The 14,179-nt window shown below is 40.5% G+C and carries 16 protein-coding genes and 1 pseudogene; 10 read left to right on the top strand and 7 right to left on the bottom strand.

Annotation, left to right across the window (positions count from 1 at the left end; translation table 11 throughout):
- The 5 genes from WBM49_RS13545 to WBM49_RS13525 all read right to left on the bottom strand — a co-directional run.
- A partial coding sequence (locus tag WBM49_RS13545) for an outer membrane beta-barrel protein (RefSeq protein WP_424372581.1) occupies positions 1–446 on the bottom strand: 446 nt, incomplete at its 3' end.
- Between the two features lie 111 nt (positions 447–557).
- Positions 558–1,808 carry an ammonium transporter gene (locus WBM49_RS13540; RefSeq protein WP_424372580.1) on the bottom strand — a complete coding sequence of 417 codons (1,251 nt, stop codon included), beginning with the start codon at positions 1,806–1,808 and terminating at the stop codon, positions 558–560.
- A gap of 25 nt (positions 1,809–1,833) precedes the next feature.
- Positions 1,834–2,172 (bottom strand): P-II family nitrogen regulator, encoded by a 339-nt coding sequence (locus tag WBM49_RS13535; RefSeq protein ID WP_424372579.1) that lies wholly within the window; start codon positions 2,170–2,172, stop codon positions 1,834–1,836.
- A 262-nt stretch (positions 2,173–2,434) separates the two neighbouring features.
- A complete protein-coding gene (crcB, locus tag WBM49_RS13530) occupies positions 2,435–2,806 on the bottom strand; it encodes a fluoride efflux transporter CrcB (protein WP_424372578.1) in 372 nt (123 codons plus the stop codon).
- Positions 2,807–2,823: 17 nt separating this feature from the next.
- Positions 2,824–3,003, bottom strand: coding sequence for a hypothetical protein (locus WBM49_RS13525; protein ID WP_424372577.1), 180 nt, complete (start codon positions 3,001–3,003; stop codon positions 2,824–2,826).
- 344 nt (positions 3,004–3,347) lie between these two features.
- Between WBM49_RS13525 and WBM49_RS13520 the strand changes: the two genes are divergently transcribed.
- The gene (locus WBM49_RS13520) at positions 3,348–3,737 is read left to right on the top strand and encodes a hypothetical protein (RefSeq protein ID WP_424372576.1); all 390 of its coding nucleotides are present in this window, start codon (positions 3,348–3,350) and stop codon (positions 3,735–3,737) included.
- A gap of 43 nt (positions 3,738–3,780) precedes the next feature.
- Here the strand turns inward: WBM49_RS13520 and WBM49_RS13515 are convergent, their stop codons facing one another.
- Positions 3,781–4,848 (bottom strand): branched-chain amino acid aminotransferase, encoded by a 1,068-nt coding sequence (locus tag WBM49_RS13515; protein ID WP_424372575.1) that lies wholly within the window; start codon positions 4,846–4,848, stop codon positions 3,781–3,783.
- A 105-nt stretch (positions 4,849–4,953) separates the two neighbouring features.
- Between WBM49_RS13515 and WBM49_RS13510 the strand changes: the two genes are divergently transcribed.
- From WBM49_RS13510 to WBM49_RS13470, 9 genes are all read left to right on the top strand, one after another.
- Positions 4,954–5,457, top strand: coding sequence for a DUF4920 domain-containing protein (locus WBM49_RS13510; RefSeq protein ID WP_424372574.1), 504 nt, complete (start codon positions 4,954–4,956; stop codon positions 5,455–5,457).
- 1 nt (position 5,458) lies between these two features.
- Positions 5,459–6,148 (top strand): tRNA (5-methylaminomethyl-2-thiouridine)(34)-methyltransferase MnmD, encoded by a 690-nt coding sequence (gene mnmD, locus WBM49_RS13505; RefSeq protein WP_424372573.1) that lies wholly within the window; start codon positions 5,459–5,461, stop codon positions 6,146–6,148.
- A gap of 86 nt (positions 6,149–6,234) precedes the next feature.
- Positions 6,235–7,185, top strand: a complete 951-nt coding sequence (locus WBM49_RS13500) for a TIGR01777 family oxidoreductase (RefSeq protein WP_424372572.1) — start codon at positions 6,235–6,237, stop codon at positions 7,183–7,185.
- Positions 7,186–7,330: 145 nt separating this feature from the next.
- Complete coding sequence (locus tag WBM49_RS13495; protein WP_424372571.1) at positions 7,331–7,915, top strand: nucleotide exchange factor GrpE; 585 nt, start codon at positions 7,331–7,333, stop codon at positions 7,913–7,915.
- A 9-nt stretch (positions 7,916–7,924) separates the two neighbouring features.
- The gene (gene dnaJ, locus WBM49_RS13490; RefSeq protein WP_424372570.1) at positions 7,925–9,037 is read left to right on the top strand and encodes a molecular chaperone DnaJ; all 1,113 of its coding nucleotides are present in this window, start codon (positions 7,925–7,927) and stop codon (positions 9,035–9,037) included.
- 322 nt (positions 9,038–9,359) lie between these two features.
- Positions 9,360–10,295: an ABC transporter ATP-binding protein gene (locus WBM49_RS13485; protein ID WP_424372569.1), complete on the top strand. Its 936-nt coding sequence runs from the start codon at positions 9,360–9,362 to the stop codon at positions 10,293–10,295.
- The gene (locus WBM49_RS13480; protein ID WP_424372568.1) at positions 10,288–11,622 is read left to right on the top strand and encodes an ABC transporter permease; all 1,335 of its coding nucleotides are present in this window, start codon (positions 10,288–10,290) and stop codon (positions 11,620–11,622) included. The genes WBM49_RS13485 and WBM49_RS13480 overlap by 8 nt, the downstream gene beginning before the upstream one ends.
- A 1-nt stretch (position 11,623) precedes the next feature.
- Positions 11,624–12,523, top strand: a complete 900-nt coding sequence (locus tag WBM49_RS13475; protein ID WP_424372567.1) for a mechanosensitive ion channel family protein — start codon at positions 11,624–11,626, stop codon at positions 12,521–12,523.
- A gap of 119 nt (positions 12,524–12,642) precedes the next feature.
- On the top strand, positions 12,643–13,806 hold the full coding sequence (locus WBM49_RS13470; protein ID WP_424372566.1) for a sigma-54-dependent transcriptional regulator: 1,164 nt from the start codon (positions 12,643–12,645) through the stop codon (positions 13,804–13,806).
- A 29-nt stretch (positions 13,807–13,835) separates the two neighbouring features.
- Here WBM49_RS13470 and WBM49_RS13465 read toward each other — a convergent pair.
- Positions 13,836–14,179 (bottom strand): annotated as a pseudogene (locus WBM49_RS13465) (hypothetical protein); the annotation flags it as partial.

The raw sequence follows: 14,179 nt of genomic DNA, 5'->3' as shown, positions 1-14,179 counted from the left end.
TTAAAGTTGGCTGCGGGGGAAATAACCTCATAGCCTACCCAGGTATTGAAACGACCTATGGTCAAAGTGGTTTTTTCTGATACATTCCAATAAGCATATGCCTGATTGATTATGCCGTTTAAAACGTCATTTTCAAACGTAGCTTCTGTGCCTCTCGGGCCAAATACCAAATCAACAACTACGCCGGTAGAACCGGTTTCATAGGTACCGATAACGTTAGCCATACCCAATGCAAAACCGGTTTGGTTAGCAAATGAGGTTGGTGTGGCCGTGGTAGCAAGACCTGCATCATTAAAAGTTGTTCTAAAGTAGGTGTCTATGCTCCCGGAAAAAGAAAATGGGCTTGAACTTTCTTCCGCTTCCTGGGCAAATCCAAATCCTGCAATCAGAAGTATTGCCAAAAAGAATATTTTTTTTACGAGATTTGTATGTATAATCGTTTTCATAATTCAATGTTTTTGATGTCCTACTAGTAGGATGTTAGTAACTGTTTTAAATTGAAAGTTTTGAAAGGGTTATGAACGGAGCGTTCTGCAAAACGCTCCGTTCGCTTTTTATTAATGTTGATTCATTCTAAAGTCGGAATACGCATCCATCCCATGTTCATGGAGATCCAGACCATCTAGTTCTTCTTCCTTAGACACTCTGATACCTACTGTTTTCTTTAAGGTGTAGAAGATGAGAAAGGCAGATAAGGAACAGAAGGTTGCTGCTGCACCTACACCGGCTAATTGATATAAGAATTGTTCTCCTCCTGCCTTGGCCCCAAAGATCCCAACGGCAAGCGTTCCCCACATGCCGCAGATAAGGTGAACAGTAACAGCTCCAACGGGATCATCTAATCTTATTTTATCAATAAATGCTACCCCGAGAACAATAATAAGTCCGGCTATAAACCCGATCACAACAGCCTCGTTAGGCGACATAAGATCTGCTCCTGCCGTTATTCCTACCAGGCCTCCAAGGATGCCATTGAGGAACATGGTAAGATCTAAGTTTTTATAAAGAAAAGTAGACAGTATTAGTGCTCCTACTCCTCCGGCGGCGGCGGCTAAGCTTGTAGTCACCAAAACCAGGGAAGTAAGTTCAGGATCACCCGAGAGTACGGAACCTCCGTTAAATCCAAACCATCCTAACCAAAGGACCAATACCCCTGCGGTGGCCAGTGGAATATTATGCCCGGGAATTGCCTGTGCTTTTCCTTCATCACTGAATTTACCAATTCTTGCTCCTAAGAGATAGATGCCAATAATTGCTCCCCACCCTCCTACGGAGTGCACCAGGGTAGAGCCGGCAAAATCATAGAATCCTTCTTCACCACCCAGGGTAGAAAGGAATCCGCCTCCCCATTGCCATGATCCCACTATGGGGTAAACAAGACCTACATAGATTATGGTAAAGATCATAAAAGGTCCGATCTTCATTCGTTCTGCGACTGCACCCGAAACTATGGTAGCTGCCGTAGCGGCAAACATTCCCTGAAAGAGAAAGTCGGTCCACCAGGTATATCCCCCGTCTGCGTATTCCGGGGTCATCCCATTTTCAGGAGCTGCAATGCCCCATCCTGCGAAATCAAGAATACCCATGGAACCATCTGCGAAACCTGGGTACATAAGGTTAAATCCGCCAATATAGTACATCAATAACCCTACGGTGATTATAAAGATGTTCTTAAATAGAATATTGATAGTGTTTTTTTGACGGGTAAGTCCAATTTCCAAAAAGGCAAACCCGGTATGCATGAAGAATACCAATGCGGTACAAATCATCATCCATATATTGTTAGCTGTAAATAATCCTGTATCCATTTTTTAAAAGTTGTTTGGTGGTTATTTAATTGATACCCTCGTATCCATTCTCTCTTGTTCTGATTCTGTAAGCTTCTAGGACATCCGACACAAAGATCTTCCCGTCCCCAACATTACCGGTATAGGCTGAGTCCAAAACTGTTTGGATGGTTTTCTCCAGAAAGTCATCGGAAACTACGATCTCTAAATACCGTCGTTGAATATCGGTGGTACTATAAGAAATACCTCTGTAGACATGCCCTTGCTTTTCATTGCCAACCCCCGTTACGTCCCAGTAACTAAAGAAGTTAACTTCAATCTGATGCAGTGCTTTTTTGACATCATCAAATTTTGATTTTCTAATAATTGCTTCTACTTTTTTCATTGTATTTGTTTATTGTTGACGGGCCAAATGTAATTTAAATAAAACAACCCCTAAAAAATTAGGGGTATTGTAGTTCATTTTTATCATTATAATAAAATATACCCTAAAATAATTAGGGTATGGTATTCAAAAACGGATTAATTATCTATATGATTTTATTGTAAGGGTACTTTAACAAAAGATGTAGGTAACGAGTGATATAAGCTGCCGGAGATGCCGGAGGAGCTATCTTCAGGGTTTTTAAAAGAAGAAAATTAGTATGCTAAAAAATCTTTGAAAGCCATAAGCCCAGGGCAACAGCAAGGATACCAACCACAATACTGCTTAAGGTATAAAGTAGAAAAGATAGTATTTGTCCCTCCCGCAACATTCCATAATTTTCCAGGGCAAAGGAAGAGAAAGTGGTAAATCCGCCGCAAAATCCGATGGTAATAAACAGGACCGTATTGTTACTAAAGGATGTTGATTTGGCAGATAAACCAAGGATAATACCTATGATTAAACAACCTAAGATATTTACACCAAAGGTTCCTAAAAAGAAGTTAGGGGTATATGGGTTAAGTGTTTTGCTGAGAAGGTAACGAAGGCCGCTGCCTATTCCACCGCCAAGAAACACCAGTAAAAACTGTTTCATTTCCTAAAGATAGGAATCTAAATAGCTTTTCGGTATTCTGAGGATGACAAATCCAGCGGGTAGATCCTGTCTTTGGAATCCTGAGGCTCTTGTTTTGAAACTTCGTCTTGTCTTCGTCCGCTGGTGACAATACTAAACGATAAAAGAGCAGCATTAACTAATACTAAAATAAAGAAAATGGTAAAAAAGGTTGTCATTTATCGGATTTCTTTGAAAGTATAACGCAAAAGTACGTGTTTTCTTATAGTATACGAATGAAATCCATTTTTAGTTGTGAGAATAAAGATTTTTGTGGTGTAGGCAATTTATATGTTAATTTTTAAGCCATTCTTTAATCGCAAACAGAATAATTATGAATATAACAAACACTATACCCACCCATTTAACACCTTTGTAATTTTTGGTATGCAGTTTTTTATCCTTTTTATAAGAAAGGAATATTATTATCGCAAAAGCAACTACAAAGAAGGCTGCAAAAATTAATTGCCCTTTACTAAACATATATATATTTTAGCGCAAAACTACAATTATTACACAGACTATGAAAAACAAGATAGCTGCCGTAGCTCAATTTCATCATTCTTTTGGCTTAGGGGTGGAAGAAGCACCAAAAGCTAATTTGGGAAGTGACAAAAACAAGCTTCGATTTAACCTGATGGACGAGGAGAATAAAGAATATTTTGAGGCCGCCGAAAAAAATGACCTTGTAGAGGTAGCAGATGCCTTAGGGGATATGCTCTATATTCTGTGCGGTACTATTCTGGAACATGGAATGCAGCATATTATTGAAGAGGTCTTTGAAGAGATCCAACGATCTAATATGAGTAAGTTGGGGGCAGATGGCCAACCTATTTACAGGGAAGATGGCAAAGTATTAAAAGGTCCGGATTATTTCAAACCAAATATAGAAGGTATCCTTAAAAAAACGTAGAGTGCCCAGGAAGAGCACTCTGCTTTAGGGGTATATCTAATTCTTATAAAACCCTGTACCGCCAATTAAAAGGGTCATCTGTTCTGTTGTATTGAATATCAGTAATGCGTTTCTTTAAATGATCTGCATAACTATTTTCAATTTCGGGTAATGAATAGTCCGCATCTCTGTGCCCAAATCCGGAAATAGGCGAAATTACTGCGGCAGTTCCGGCCCCAAACATTTCCTTAAGACTACCATTTTTTGAAGCCACAACAAGTTCTTCCACCCTTATCTTCCGAATCTCCACAGGGATTCCTTCCGCCTTTGCAATATCGATCACACTTTTACGGGTCACGCCATCCAGGATCCGGTCGCTTACCGGACTGGTCAGTAGGGTGTCATTGATCCGAACAAAGATATTCATTGCTCCGGCCTCTTCTATATATTCATGTGTATTGTCATCTGTCCAGACCACTTGCTGATACCCCTTTTCTACGGCTAGCTGAGTTGGGTAAAATTGCCCTGCATAGTTCCCTCCGGCTTTTGCGTAACCTACACCGCCATTAGCTGCTCTCGAATATTTTTCTTCGATCAACACCTTTAATTTACCCGAAAAGTAAGGTCCGGAAGGGGCGCATACTATAAGGAACTTGTATTGATCTGCCGGAGAGGCGTGCAAACCTAATCCCGACGCAAAAATAAAGGGACGGATGTATAATGAACTGCCCGGCGTGGTTGGGACCCAGTCTTTCTCAATTTGAATAAGCGTCTTCAACCCTTCCATAAAAATCTCTTTAGGGAGTTCCGGAATGGCGATCCTCTTGGAAGAGATATTTAATCTTGCCTGATTTTCTGCTGGTCTGAAGAGCCAAATATGGCCGTCAACATCTTTGTATGCCTTCATTCCTTCAAAAACGGACTGGCCGTAATGGAAAATCTTTGCGGCCGGATCTAGCGTAATTTTTTGATGGGGTATGATGTGAGGGGTTTGCCACGCTCCATTTACATAATCGCATACCAGCATATGATCTGAGTATACCTTACCAAAGGGAAGATTGTTGAAATCTACCTGTGAAATCTTAGACGTTTTCACTTTTTCAACACTAATGTTCGTGATGTTGGTCTCCATCCTATTATATTTACAACTCAAAATTAAACATTTATGCCTTCTTGTTCCTTCTTTTTCTGCCGAAAAATCGCCAGTTTTGTAGACAAATTATAAAACATACATAAAATGAAAGGATTTAACATAATCATTGTGATCTTTCTAATTCTTGGAAGTTGCAAACAGCAGAATACTCAGTCCGAAACTGAGGAAAAGATTGCGGTTACGGAAGAAACTCAGGTTTTTGGGCAGACCTTCGACTCCTCGGGCGCACTTAAGGAAGCTGAAATAGCTATGGCATTTAGTAATCTTAGCGAAACAGATACCCTTAATACCACTTTTTCCGGCGTAGTAACTGACGTCTGCAAGGCCAAAGGATGTTGGATGAAAGTTTCTCTTGGGGACGGGAAAGAAGCCATGGTTACCTTTAAGGATTATGGATTTTTTGTACCTAAGGATATTGTTGGGAAAGAAGTAGCCCTTAACGGGAAGGGTTTTATCGAGAGTATGAGCGTAGAAGATCAACAGCACTATGCAAAGGATGGAGGAGCTTCAGAAGAAGAGCTTCAGAAGATTGACAGTCCAAAAATTACTCAAAGCTTTATTGCGGAAGGTGTGCTTTTAAAGCAATAGGTTGAAGCGGACGATCATCACCACTGCCGATGGTTCCAGTACCATTCATTTGGATACCTGGAATGAACACTATCATTCAAAACACGGGGCCATCCGTGAAGCCTATCACGTTTTTGTGGATCAGGGTCTTACTGTCATCAAAAAAAATAGTGTTTCTATCCTGGAAATAGGCTTTGGTACAGGTTTAAATGCTTTGATTACCCTGCTCGAAGCAAAAGCAAGGGGAATTGAAATAGACTACACAGGGGTAGAGAAATTCCCGGTTGTGTCGGCCGAATTAGACCAATTAAATTACATATCGGAACTGAAAGCGGAAGAATTCAGGGAGTTCTTCCTGCAAATGCACGCCGTACCCTGGGAGGTCGAAACACAAATCACACCGTATTTTAAATTGTGTAAACAACAAAAAAGCTTTAAAGATATTAAAGATATAGAAGCCTATGACCTGGTATATTTTGATGCTTTTGGGGCACGGGTTCAACCCGAATTATGGACGGAAGAGATATTTAGGACTATGTTTAAGGCCATGAAGGACGATGGAATTCTGGTCACCTATGCGGCTAAAGGTAGTGTTAGACGCGCAATGCAGGCAGTTGGCTTCCAAGTGGAAAGACTTCCGGGCCCACCAGGAAAGCGTGAAATGTTACGTGCGATTAAAAAAGTCGCAACGATAACTAAGGGGGCCATATAACGATCGTTAAACAATACTGTTAAACCTAATATAAACCCTGATCATCTCCGTCATAAAACAAATATCTTTACAAAAAAAAGAAGAGCATGAGCGTTTTGATCACAGGGGCTACAGGATTGATAGGCCAGGCAATTACGCAAAAATTACGAGAACAGAATATTGCAGTCCATTACCTTACTACACGAAAAGGCAAAATAAAGAAAGAAGAAGGGTTCAAAGGATTTCATTGGGATCCTAAAAAAGGTGAGATAGATATGCACTGTTTTGAAGGTGTGACCGCCGTGATCAATCTCGCAGGATCCTCCATTTCACAACGTTGGACCAAAACAAACAAAAAAAAGATCTTAAGAAGTAGATTGGATAGCTTGCAAACCCTAAGAAAGGGGATTGAAAATTTAAAAGTTAGCTCAATAAAGTCCTTTGTTTCGGCATCTGCCATTGGAATATATCCCAATTCATTAGACCGTTACTACACAGAAGATATAACAGATGTTGATAGCAGTTTTCTTGGCGAAGTTGTTTCGAAGTGGGAAGAAGAAATCAGCTTATTTAATAATTTAAAGTTTTCGGTGGCTGCGATACGAATTGGTCTGGTGCTCTCTCAAGAGGGAGGAGCATTGCCTGCTATGGCAAAACCTATAAAATACTACGTTGGCGCAGCCTTTGGGAGTGGAGAACAATGGCAGTCATGGATACATATTGAGGATCTGGCACGCCAATTCCTTTTTGTGATCGATCAAGAATTACAAGGAGTTTTCAACGGGGTAGCCCCCAATCCTGTAACCAATACAAAACTGACCAAAGAAATTGCAGTGGTTCTCAATAGGCCATTGATACTTCCTAATATCCCAAGAGGGGTGATGCAATTGGTGCTCGGCGACATGTCTTACGTATTATTTGCAAGTCAGAGGGTGAGCAGCAAGAAAATAGAAGAAGAGGGGTTCGAATTCTATCACAAAAATATCTGTAACGCCCTTGAGAGTATATTCCACAAGGCACAAGAACCCAGTGATGCAATTCTAAAGGAATTCGTTTAATCCAAATCGCTAAGATCAAAAGCTTACTTACATCCTATTTATAGGATGTTTTTTTGTGACATTTTGACATTTTTAAATAAATGGCAGTACTTTTGCCATCTTCTAAGATACCCCAGGAAGAATTGTTTGAAATAAACGATCAGAAATGAGTAAAAAAGAAAGAACAGAAGAAATGGATGAGATGAAAGACGTTTTATCTCAGGACGAGGAACAATCCCGTGATCCGGAAACCGATGGTTTTGAAGGCGAAAACGAAGAGGAGGAGGAGGAGGTAACGGCTTCCAAAGAAGAAATACTGGAATTGGAGTTGCAAAAGGAAAAAGATAAATTTTTGCGACTTTTCGCAGAATTTGAGAATTACAAAAAACGCACATCCAAAGAGCGTGTAGATCTTTTCAGAACCGCCGGGCAGGAAGTGATAACTTCTTTATTGCCTGTAATGGACGATTTTGAAAGGGCATTGAAAGAGTTAGCAAAAACCTCTGAAAAGGATCTTTTTAAAGGGGTGGAACTTATTTATAACAAGTTTAGGGAAACACTTAAGAACAAGGGGCTGGAGGAAATAAAGGCTAAAGAAGGTGACGGTTTTGATCCTGAGATACACGACGCAATTACACAGATCCCTGCACCAAGTAAAAAATTAAAAGGAAAAATTATTGACGTCGTTGAAAAAGGCTATCGTCTCGGAGATAAGGTCATAAGGCACCCAAAAGTGGTGGTAGGCAATTAAAACAGGAACATGAAGCAAGACTTTTATGAAATTTTGGGACTTAGCAAATCTGCTTCCGCGGCTGATATAAAAAAAGCCTATCGCAAAAAGGCAATTGAATATCACCCTGATAAGAATCCGGGAGATGCAAAAGCAGAAGAAATGTTTAAAAAGGCAGCTGAGGCCTATGAGGTTTTAAGCGATCCGGATAAACGTGCCCGATATGACCAATACGGTCATGCAGCCTTTGAAGGTGGTGGCTTTGGAGGTGGAGGCATGAACATGGAAGATATTTTCAGTCAGTTTGGAGATATTTTTGGCAGTGCTTTTGGCGGTAGTTTTGGAGGTTTTGGAGGTTTTGGAGGTGGGCAGAGACGCGTAAAAGGAACCAACCTCAGAATACGGGTAAAGCTAGACCTTGAAGAAGTGGCTAATGGGGTCGAAAAGAAAGTAAAGGTAAGGCGTAAGATACAGGCTCCGGGTGTTACTTACAAAACCTGTGCAACTTGTAACGGAAACGGCCAGGTAACCAAGATTACCAACACCATTCTAGGAAGGATGCAGACCGCAGCTACTTGCTCTTCCTGTGGGGGAAGTGGACAAATGATAGACAAAAAACCAGCAGATGCAGATGCCCAGGGGCTAATAATGTCTGAAGAAACGGTATCTATTAAAATTCCTGCCGGAGTTGAAGAAGGCATGCAGCTAAAGGTGAGTGCAAAGGGAAATGAGGCTCCGGGAAATAGTGTTCCTGGCGACCTCCTGGTGGCCATTGAGACCATAGAGCATGATACGCTTAAAAGGGAAGGAGACAATTTGCACTATGACCTGTATATCAGCATCTCGGATGCGGTCTTAGGGACTTCCAAAGAAATTGATACGGTGAGTGGAAAAGTAAGGATCAAACTTGAAGCTGGGATACAGTCTGGCAAGATCTTGCGCTTACGCGGCAAAGGAATCAATAACATAAACGGCTACGGAAGTGGAGATCTTTTAGTCCATGTAAATGTTTGGACCCCAAAGGAATTAAACAAAGAACAACGAGAGTTCTTTGAGAAAATGAGTACGAACGAAAACTTTGAGCCCAGGCCGGAAAAATCAGATAAATCATTTTTTGAAAAAGTAAAAGACATGTTTTCTTAGTTGAATAAAGATTTGATTTTAAATAAAAAACGTATATTTGGAGTGATATTGGGTAACCAATATTAATTTTCTTTTTCATAGCAATTTTTTTCCCATCCTTATTTCTGTAAGGGTGGGTTTTGCTTTTTTAAAGGGTACGTTGTGAAATATTCCAGCTAAATGCTGAGCCCTATTTGAAAATTACGGCAATGAAATCATCTTAAACTCCCTAATTTTCATGCGATCGTGCATTTTTATGTATTTGTGGTCATTGTGGCTCATAATAATTTTTAAACCCAAAAGTCTTTTCTTTCAATTCTATATCTTTGAAAAAATTGCGTACATGAATTCTATTTTGGTCGCCGAGCAGATTACTAAACAGTTCGGTCCACACTTTGCACTTAAAAATGTCTCTCTTGAAATCCCTGCCAATAGTATCTATGGGCTTCTAGGTCCAAATGGAGCTGGAAAGACTACACTTATTCGCATCATCAACCAAATTACATATCCAGATAGTGGTCGTGTATTTTTTAATGGGCAACCGCTTAAGGCAGAACACATTTCACAGATAGGGTATTTGCCAGAAGAAAGGGGACTGTATAAAAGTATGAAGGTGGGAGAACAGGTGTTGTATTTGGCACAGTTAAAAGGTCTTTCAAAGGAAGAGGCAAAGAAGAGATTGCGCTTCTGGTTTGAGCGACTGGAAATTGGAGACTGGTGGAATAAGAAGATACAGGAGTTGTCCAAGGGGATGGCGCAGAAGATTCAATTTATAGTAACTGTATTACATGAGCCTAAGTTGCTGATTTTTGATGAACCCTTTAGTGGCTTCGATCCCATAAATGCCAACATTATTAAGGAAGAGATCTTGCAACTGAAGGAACGCGGAACATCTATCATATTTTCAACCCACCGTATGGAATCTGTTGAAGAGCTCTGTGAGTATATTGCATTACTGCACAATGCAGAAAAGATCCTGGACGGCAAACTTTCAGATATAAAAAAGCAATACAAGAACAACATCTATACAGTGGGGATGGCCATTCAGGAAGGAGAGACCTTTCTAAAAGAACTGACAGAGAAGTTTCAGATAACCTCTTCAGCCTTCAACAGAAAAGAAGCGCAACTGCAGTTTCAAATTCAATTGCCTACTGAGGATACACGTCCTTTATTAACTCATTTGTCATCCAAAGGAACCGTCCATAATTTTGTGGAGACCATTCCTTCGGCCAGCGACATTTTTATAAAAACGGTACAAAGTAAATCTGTCTATGAGTAAACTAGGATTGATCATAAAAAGAGAGTACCTGGCAAAGGTGAGGAACAAGTCGTTTGTGATAATGACTTTTTTAAGTCCAGTTTTAATGGTGGCCATGGTGGTTCTCATCGCCTATCTTACAAAGATCAATGACAGTGAGACCAGGGTGATTACCGTATTAAATGACAGCCCCTTTTTCTCAACAGATTTTGGCTCTACGGACCAGACCTCTTACATACTTTTAAAAGATCTTTCCCTGGAAGAAGCCAAAGATTCTACATTGGCACTTAACTATTACGGACTCTTGTACATACCTGCAGGCAATACGGTAGAACAGGTTGCCAAAAGGGCTTATTTTTTCACCCAAGAAGCGCCCAATTCTTCCGTAATAGGTAAACTCGACGGGGTTTTTCAGGAGCGACTAAGACAAGAAAAACTAATAGAACTTGGCGTTTCTGCTCAAGATTTTGAAACTATTGAATCTGGATTTCAGTTGCAGACAGAAACATTTGAAGGCGTGCAAAATGTAAAGGGGATCAATGAAATTAAAGCATTTATTGGTGGCGGCTTTGGGTACTTGATAATGATGTTTATCATTATTTACGGGGGCTTTGTAATGCGTAGTGTCATCGAAGAAAAGACGAGCCGGATCATTGAGGTAATCATCTCATCCGTAAAACCGTTTCAGTTGATGATGGGAAAGATCATTGGCACATCCCTTGCCGGTTTAACACAGTTTGCAATCTGGATTTTTTCTGCTACCTTATTGCTGTTGGTGGTTATGTCTTTCCTTGGATTGGAGACCACAGGAATTCAGGATTCGGCTGTCTTGCCATCTGCAATGAACGGCATGTCTACCATGCCTTCAGAGGTTAACGAAATGCAACTATACGCCAATGAGCTTTTACAAATTCCCTGGGCTATGCTGATCTTCTTTTTTATGATCTATTTTGTGCTGGGATATCTTATATACAGCTCTATCTATGCAGCTATAGGAGCAGCAGTAGATAATGAGACAGACACTCAACAATTTATATTTCCGATCATTTTACCGCTAATGCTGGCCATCTATGTCGGATTCTTTTCTGTTTTTGGAAATCCCCACGGACCTATAGCTGTTGGGTTTTCCCTTTTTCCGCTTACCTCGCCCATCGTTATGCTTATGCGCCTTCCCGGTGGAATAGGCGATGGAGGAGTACCTATCTGGCAATTAGTCCTATCCATTGCTTTGTTGATTGGGACTTTTATTGGAATTGTATGGCTGGCCTCAAAAATCTACAGGGTAGGAATCCTTATGTACGGAAAAAAACCGAGTTACAAGGAATTGTTTAAATGGTTAAAATATTAAGATGGAAAAGCTGAAGAACATATTGTCAAATTTGAACGATTTTATGTCCTATCAATTATATGATAGTGAGAGTATTCACATCACTGTGGGTACCTTTCTTAGTATTGTGATCTCCGTGATCGCAGTGACCTATCTGCTTCGGATCATTCATAATGTGGTGGTTAAAAAATTACCAGAATCCGATAAAAATAAGTTCGTAAGTATCTTTTCCTTTTTAAAGTATCTCTTTTACATCTTAGTCATCATCATTATTCTCCATACCTCTGGAGTAAACCTAACTGTTCTTTTAACCGCCTCGGCTGCCCTGTTCGTGGGTCTGGGGTTTGCGCTTCAAAATCTTTTTCAGGATATAATCTCGGGTATCCTTATGATCCTGGATCAATCCATACATGTGGGTGATATCATTGAAGTGGAAGGTAAGGTAGGCAAGGTTTTTGAAATACGCCTTAGAAGCACCAGGGCCATTACCCGAGATGACAAGGTGATCATCATTCCTAATCATATCTTTTTAACCAATACTATTTACAACCATACCCAGAATCACAATATGACTAGAGAATCACTTATTGTAGGGGTAGCATATGGGAGTGATGTGAAATTGGTTACCAAAATATTGGTAGATGTGGGGACCCAACAGAAAGGAGTCCTAAAATCTCCTGAGGCTTTTGTACAGTTCGATGATTTTGGTGACTCTGCCTTGATCTTTTCTCTTAATTTTTTTATTTCTAATAGTTTTGCTGTACCCAAGATGCGAAGTGAAATGCGGTACAAAATTGATGAACAATTCAGGAGTAATGGAATTACTATTCCGTTTCCTCAGCGAGATGTTCATGTTTTTCAACAGCGTCCTTTTCTACATCAAAATGCCACAACCGGAGGAGAATCATCCAAAAAGGAATAAAGAAAAAGCAGGAGACAGGATTTGTATTGGGAATAGGTCACTGATACTTGGCACCGTTTTTGACAAGTATGGTTGTAATCGAAACGCACACAAGACAAGGAATTAAATAGCATAAAAACATGCCAAAAATACTAGTTATTGAAGATGAAGCCGCCATCCGCAGGGTATTGGTTAAAATTCTATCCGAAGAAAATGACAGCTATGAATTAGCAGAAGCAGAAGATGGCCAAAAAGGCCTGGAAATGATCAAAAAGAACGATTACGACCTGGCACTTTGTGACATTAAAATGCCTAAAATGGATGGGGTGGAAGTACTGCAAGCTTCCCGAAAAATTAAACCTGAGATCCCTTTTATTATGATCTCGGGCCATGGTGATCTGGATACAGCCGTCAATACGATGCGCTTAGGGGCATTCGACTATATTTCGAAACCCCCGGATCTAAACCGGTTGCTTACTACGGTGAGAAATGCTTTGGATAAAAAGGAATTGGTGATCGAAAACAAGATCCTTAAAAAAAAGGTCAGCAAGAATTATGAAATGATTGGCGAAAGCCCTGAGATCACCGGTATCAAAGAGATCATTGAAAAAGTAGCACCTACAGATGCCAGGGTCCTTATTACAGGATCTAACGGAACAGGGAAGGAACTAGTTGCGCACTGGGTCCATGAGAAAAGTGAACGCCATGCGGCTCCCTTTGTAGAGGTGAACTGTGCCGCCATTCCTTCTGAACTCATAGAAAGTGAACTATTTGGCCACGTAAAAGGTGCTTTTACCTCCGCGATAAAGGATAGGGCAGGTAAATTCGAAACAGCCAATAAAGGCACCATCTTCCTGGACGAGATTGGGGACATGAGTCTCTCTGCCCAGGCAAAGGTTCTCAGGGCATTGCAGGAGAACAAAATTTCGCGCGTAGGATCTGATAAAGATATTAGCGTAGATGTACGGGTGGTAGCAGCTACCAATAAGGATCTTAGCAAAGAGATTGAAGAGGGCAGATTCCGGGAAGATCTCTACCACAGATTGGCAGTGATCCTCGTGAAAGTCCCTTCTTTAAATGAAAGACGAGATGATATCCCAATGTTGATAGAACACTTTTCGGAAAAAATAGGAGCGGAACAAGGAACTACTCCGAAAAAGTTTTCCAAAAAGGCCCTCGAACTTTTGAAGGCATATGACTGGACAGGGAACATCAGAGAATTGCGCAATGTAGTGGAGCGACTCACCATTCTTGGAAGTGATGAGATCACCGAAGAGGATGTGAAATTATTTGCCAGTAAATAAAGTATTAATGAACCGGGAGTGTATTTTGTTTACGGCTTGTCCGGGCAATTATTTGCAAGCTCCTGCAGGGCTTTGGCAGCTATTTCTTTGGTCCTTAAATTGTAATAGCGCTTTCCTTCGGTCAGGTTTTCTTTTAGCAGTTCCAATTCACAGCGCTCATAGATGCCCATTACAAACACCTGTGCCTCCTCACATTCCACAGTTCTTACCACCTTCGAAAGAGAATTTTGAAAGCTCAGTAAAGAAGAGTCTATTTTAGCCTCTAGCTTTTTTCCTATTGTGGGTTGAAACTTGGGAGAAGGTTTTGTAGCATCTGTAGTATTCATTGCCAGCATATTATTACCGTATTCACTGGTGTGGATCTCTGTATGAT

This window comes from Muriicola sp. (genome assembly GCF_049669965.1).
In the GTDB taxonomy this organism is placed as follows: Bacteria; Bacteroidota; Bacteroidia; order Flavobacteriales; family Flavobacteriaceae; genus Muriicola.
Note: the sequence above shows the minus strand (reverse complement) of the source record. Positions and strands in the feature narration are given on the sequence as shown.

Excerpts from the sequence above, each read along its gene's own strand:
- WBM49_RS13475 (WP_424372567.1), top strand. The coding sequence starts at position 11,624 with ATGGAAAAGCTGAAGAACATATTGTCAAATTTGAACGATTTTATGTCC.
- WBM49_RS13510 (WP_424372574.1), top strand. The coding sequence starts at position 4,954 with ATGAAAGGATTTAACATAATCATTGTGATCTTTCTAATTCTTGGAAGT.
- dnaJ (WP_424372570.1), top strand. The coding sequence starts at position 7,925 with ATGAAGCAAGACTTTTATGAAATTTTGGGACTTAGCAAATCTGCTTCC.
- crcB (WP_424372578.1), bottom strand. The coding sequence starts at position 2,806 with ATGAAACAGTTTTTACTGGTGTTTCTTGGCGGTGGAATAGGCAGCGGC.
- WBM49_RS13485 (WP_424372569.1), top strand. The coding sequence starts at position 9,360 with ATGAATTCTATTTTGGTCGCCGAGCAGATTACTAAACAGTTCGGTCCA.
- WBM49_RS13540 (WP_424372580.1), bottom strand. The coding sequence starts at position 1,808 with ATGGATACAGGATTATTTACAGCTAACAATATATGGATGATGATTTGT.
- WBM49_RS13470 (WP_424372566.1), top strand. The coding sequence starts at position 12,643 with ATGCCAAAAATACTAGTTATTGAAGATGAAGCCGCCATCCGCAGGGTA.
- WBM49_RS13515 (WP_424372575.1), bottom strand. The coding sequence starts at position 4,848 with ATGGAGACCAACATCACGAACATTAGTGTTGAAAAAGTGAAAACGTCT.
- WBM49_RS13525 (WP_424372577.1), bottom strand. The coding sequence starts at position 3,003 with ATGACAACCTTTTTTACCATTTTCTTTATTTTAGTATTAGTTAATGCT.
- WBM49_RS13520 (WP_424372576.1), top strand. The coding sequence starts at position 3,348 with ATGAAAAACAAGATAGCTGCCGTAGCTCAATTTCATCATTCTTTTGGC.
- WBM49_RS13495 (WP_424372571.1), top strand. The coding sequence starts at position 7,331 with ATGAGTAAAAAAGAAAGAACAGAAGAAATGGATGAGATGAAAGACGTT.
- WBM49_RS13535 (WP_424372579.1), bottom strand. The coding sequence starts at position 2,172 with ATGAAAAAAGTAGAAGCAATTATTAGAAAATCAAAATTTGATGATGTC.
- WBM49_RS13480 (WP_424372568.1), top strand. The coding sequence starts at position 10,288 with ATGAGTAAACTAGGATTGATCATAAAAAGAGAGTACCTGGCAAAGGTG.
- WBM49_RS13500 (WP_424372572.1), top strand. The coding sequence starts at position 6,235 with ATGAGCGTTTTGATCACAGGGGCTACAGGATTGATAGGCCAGGCAATT.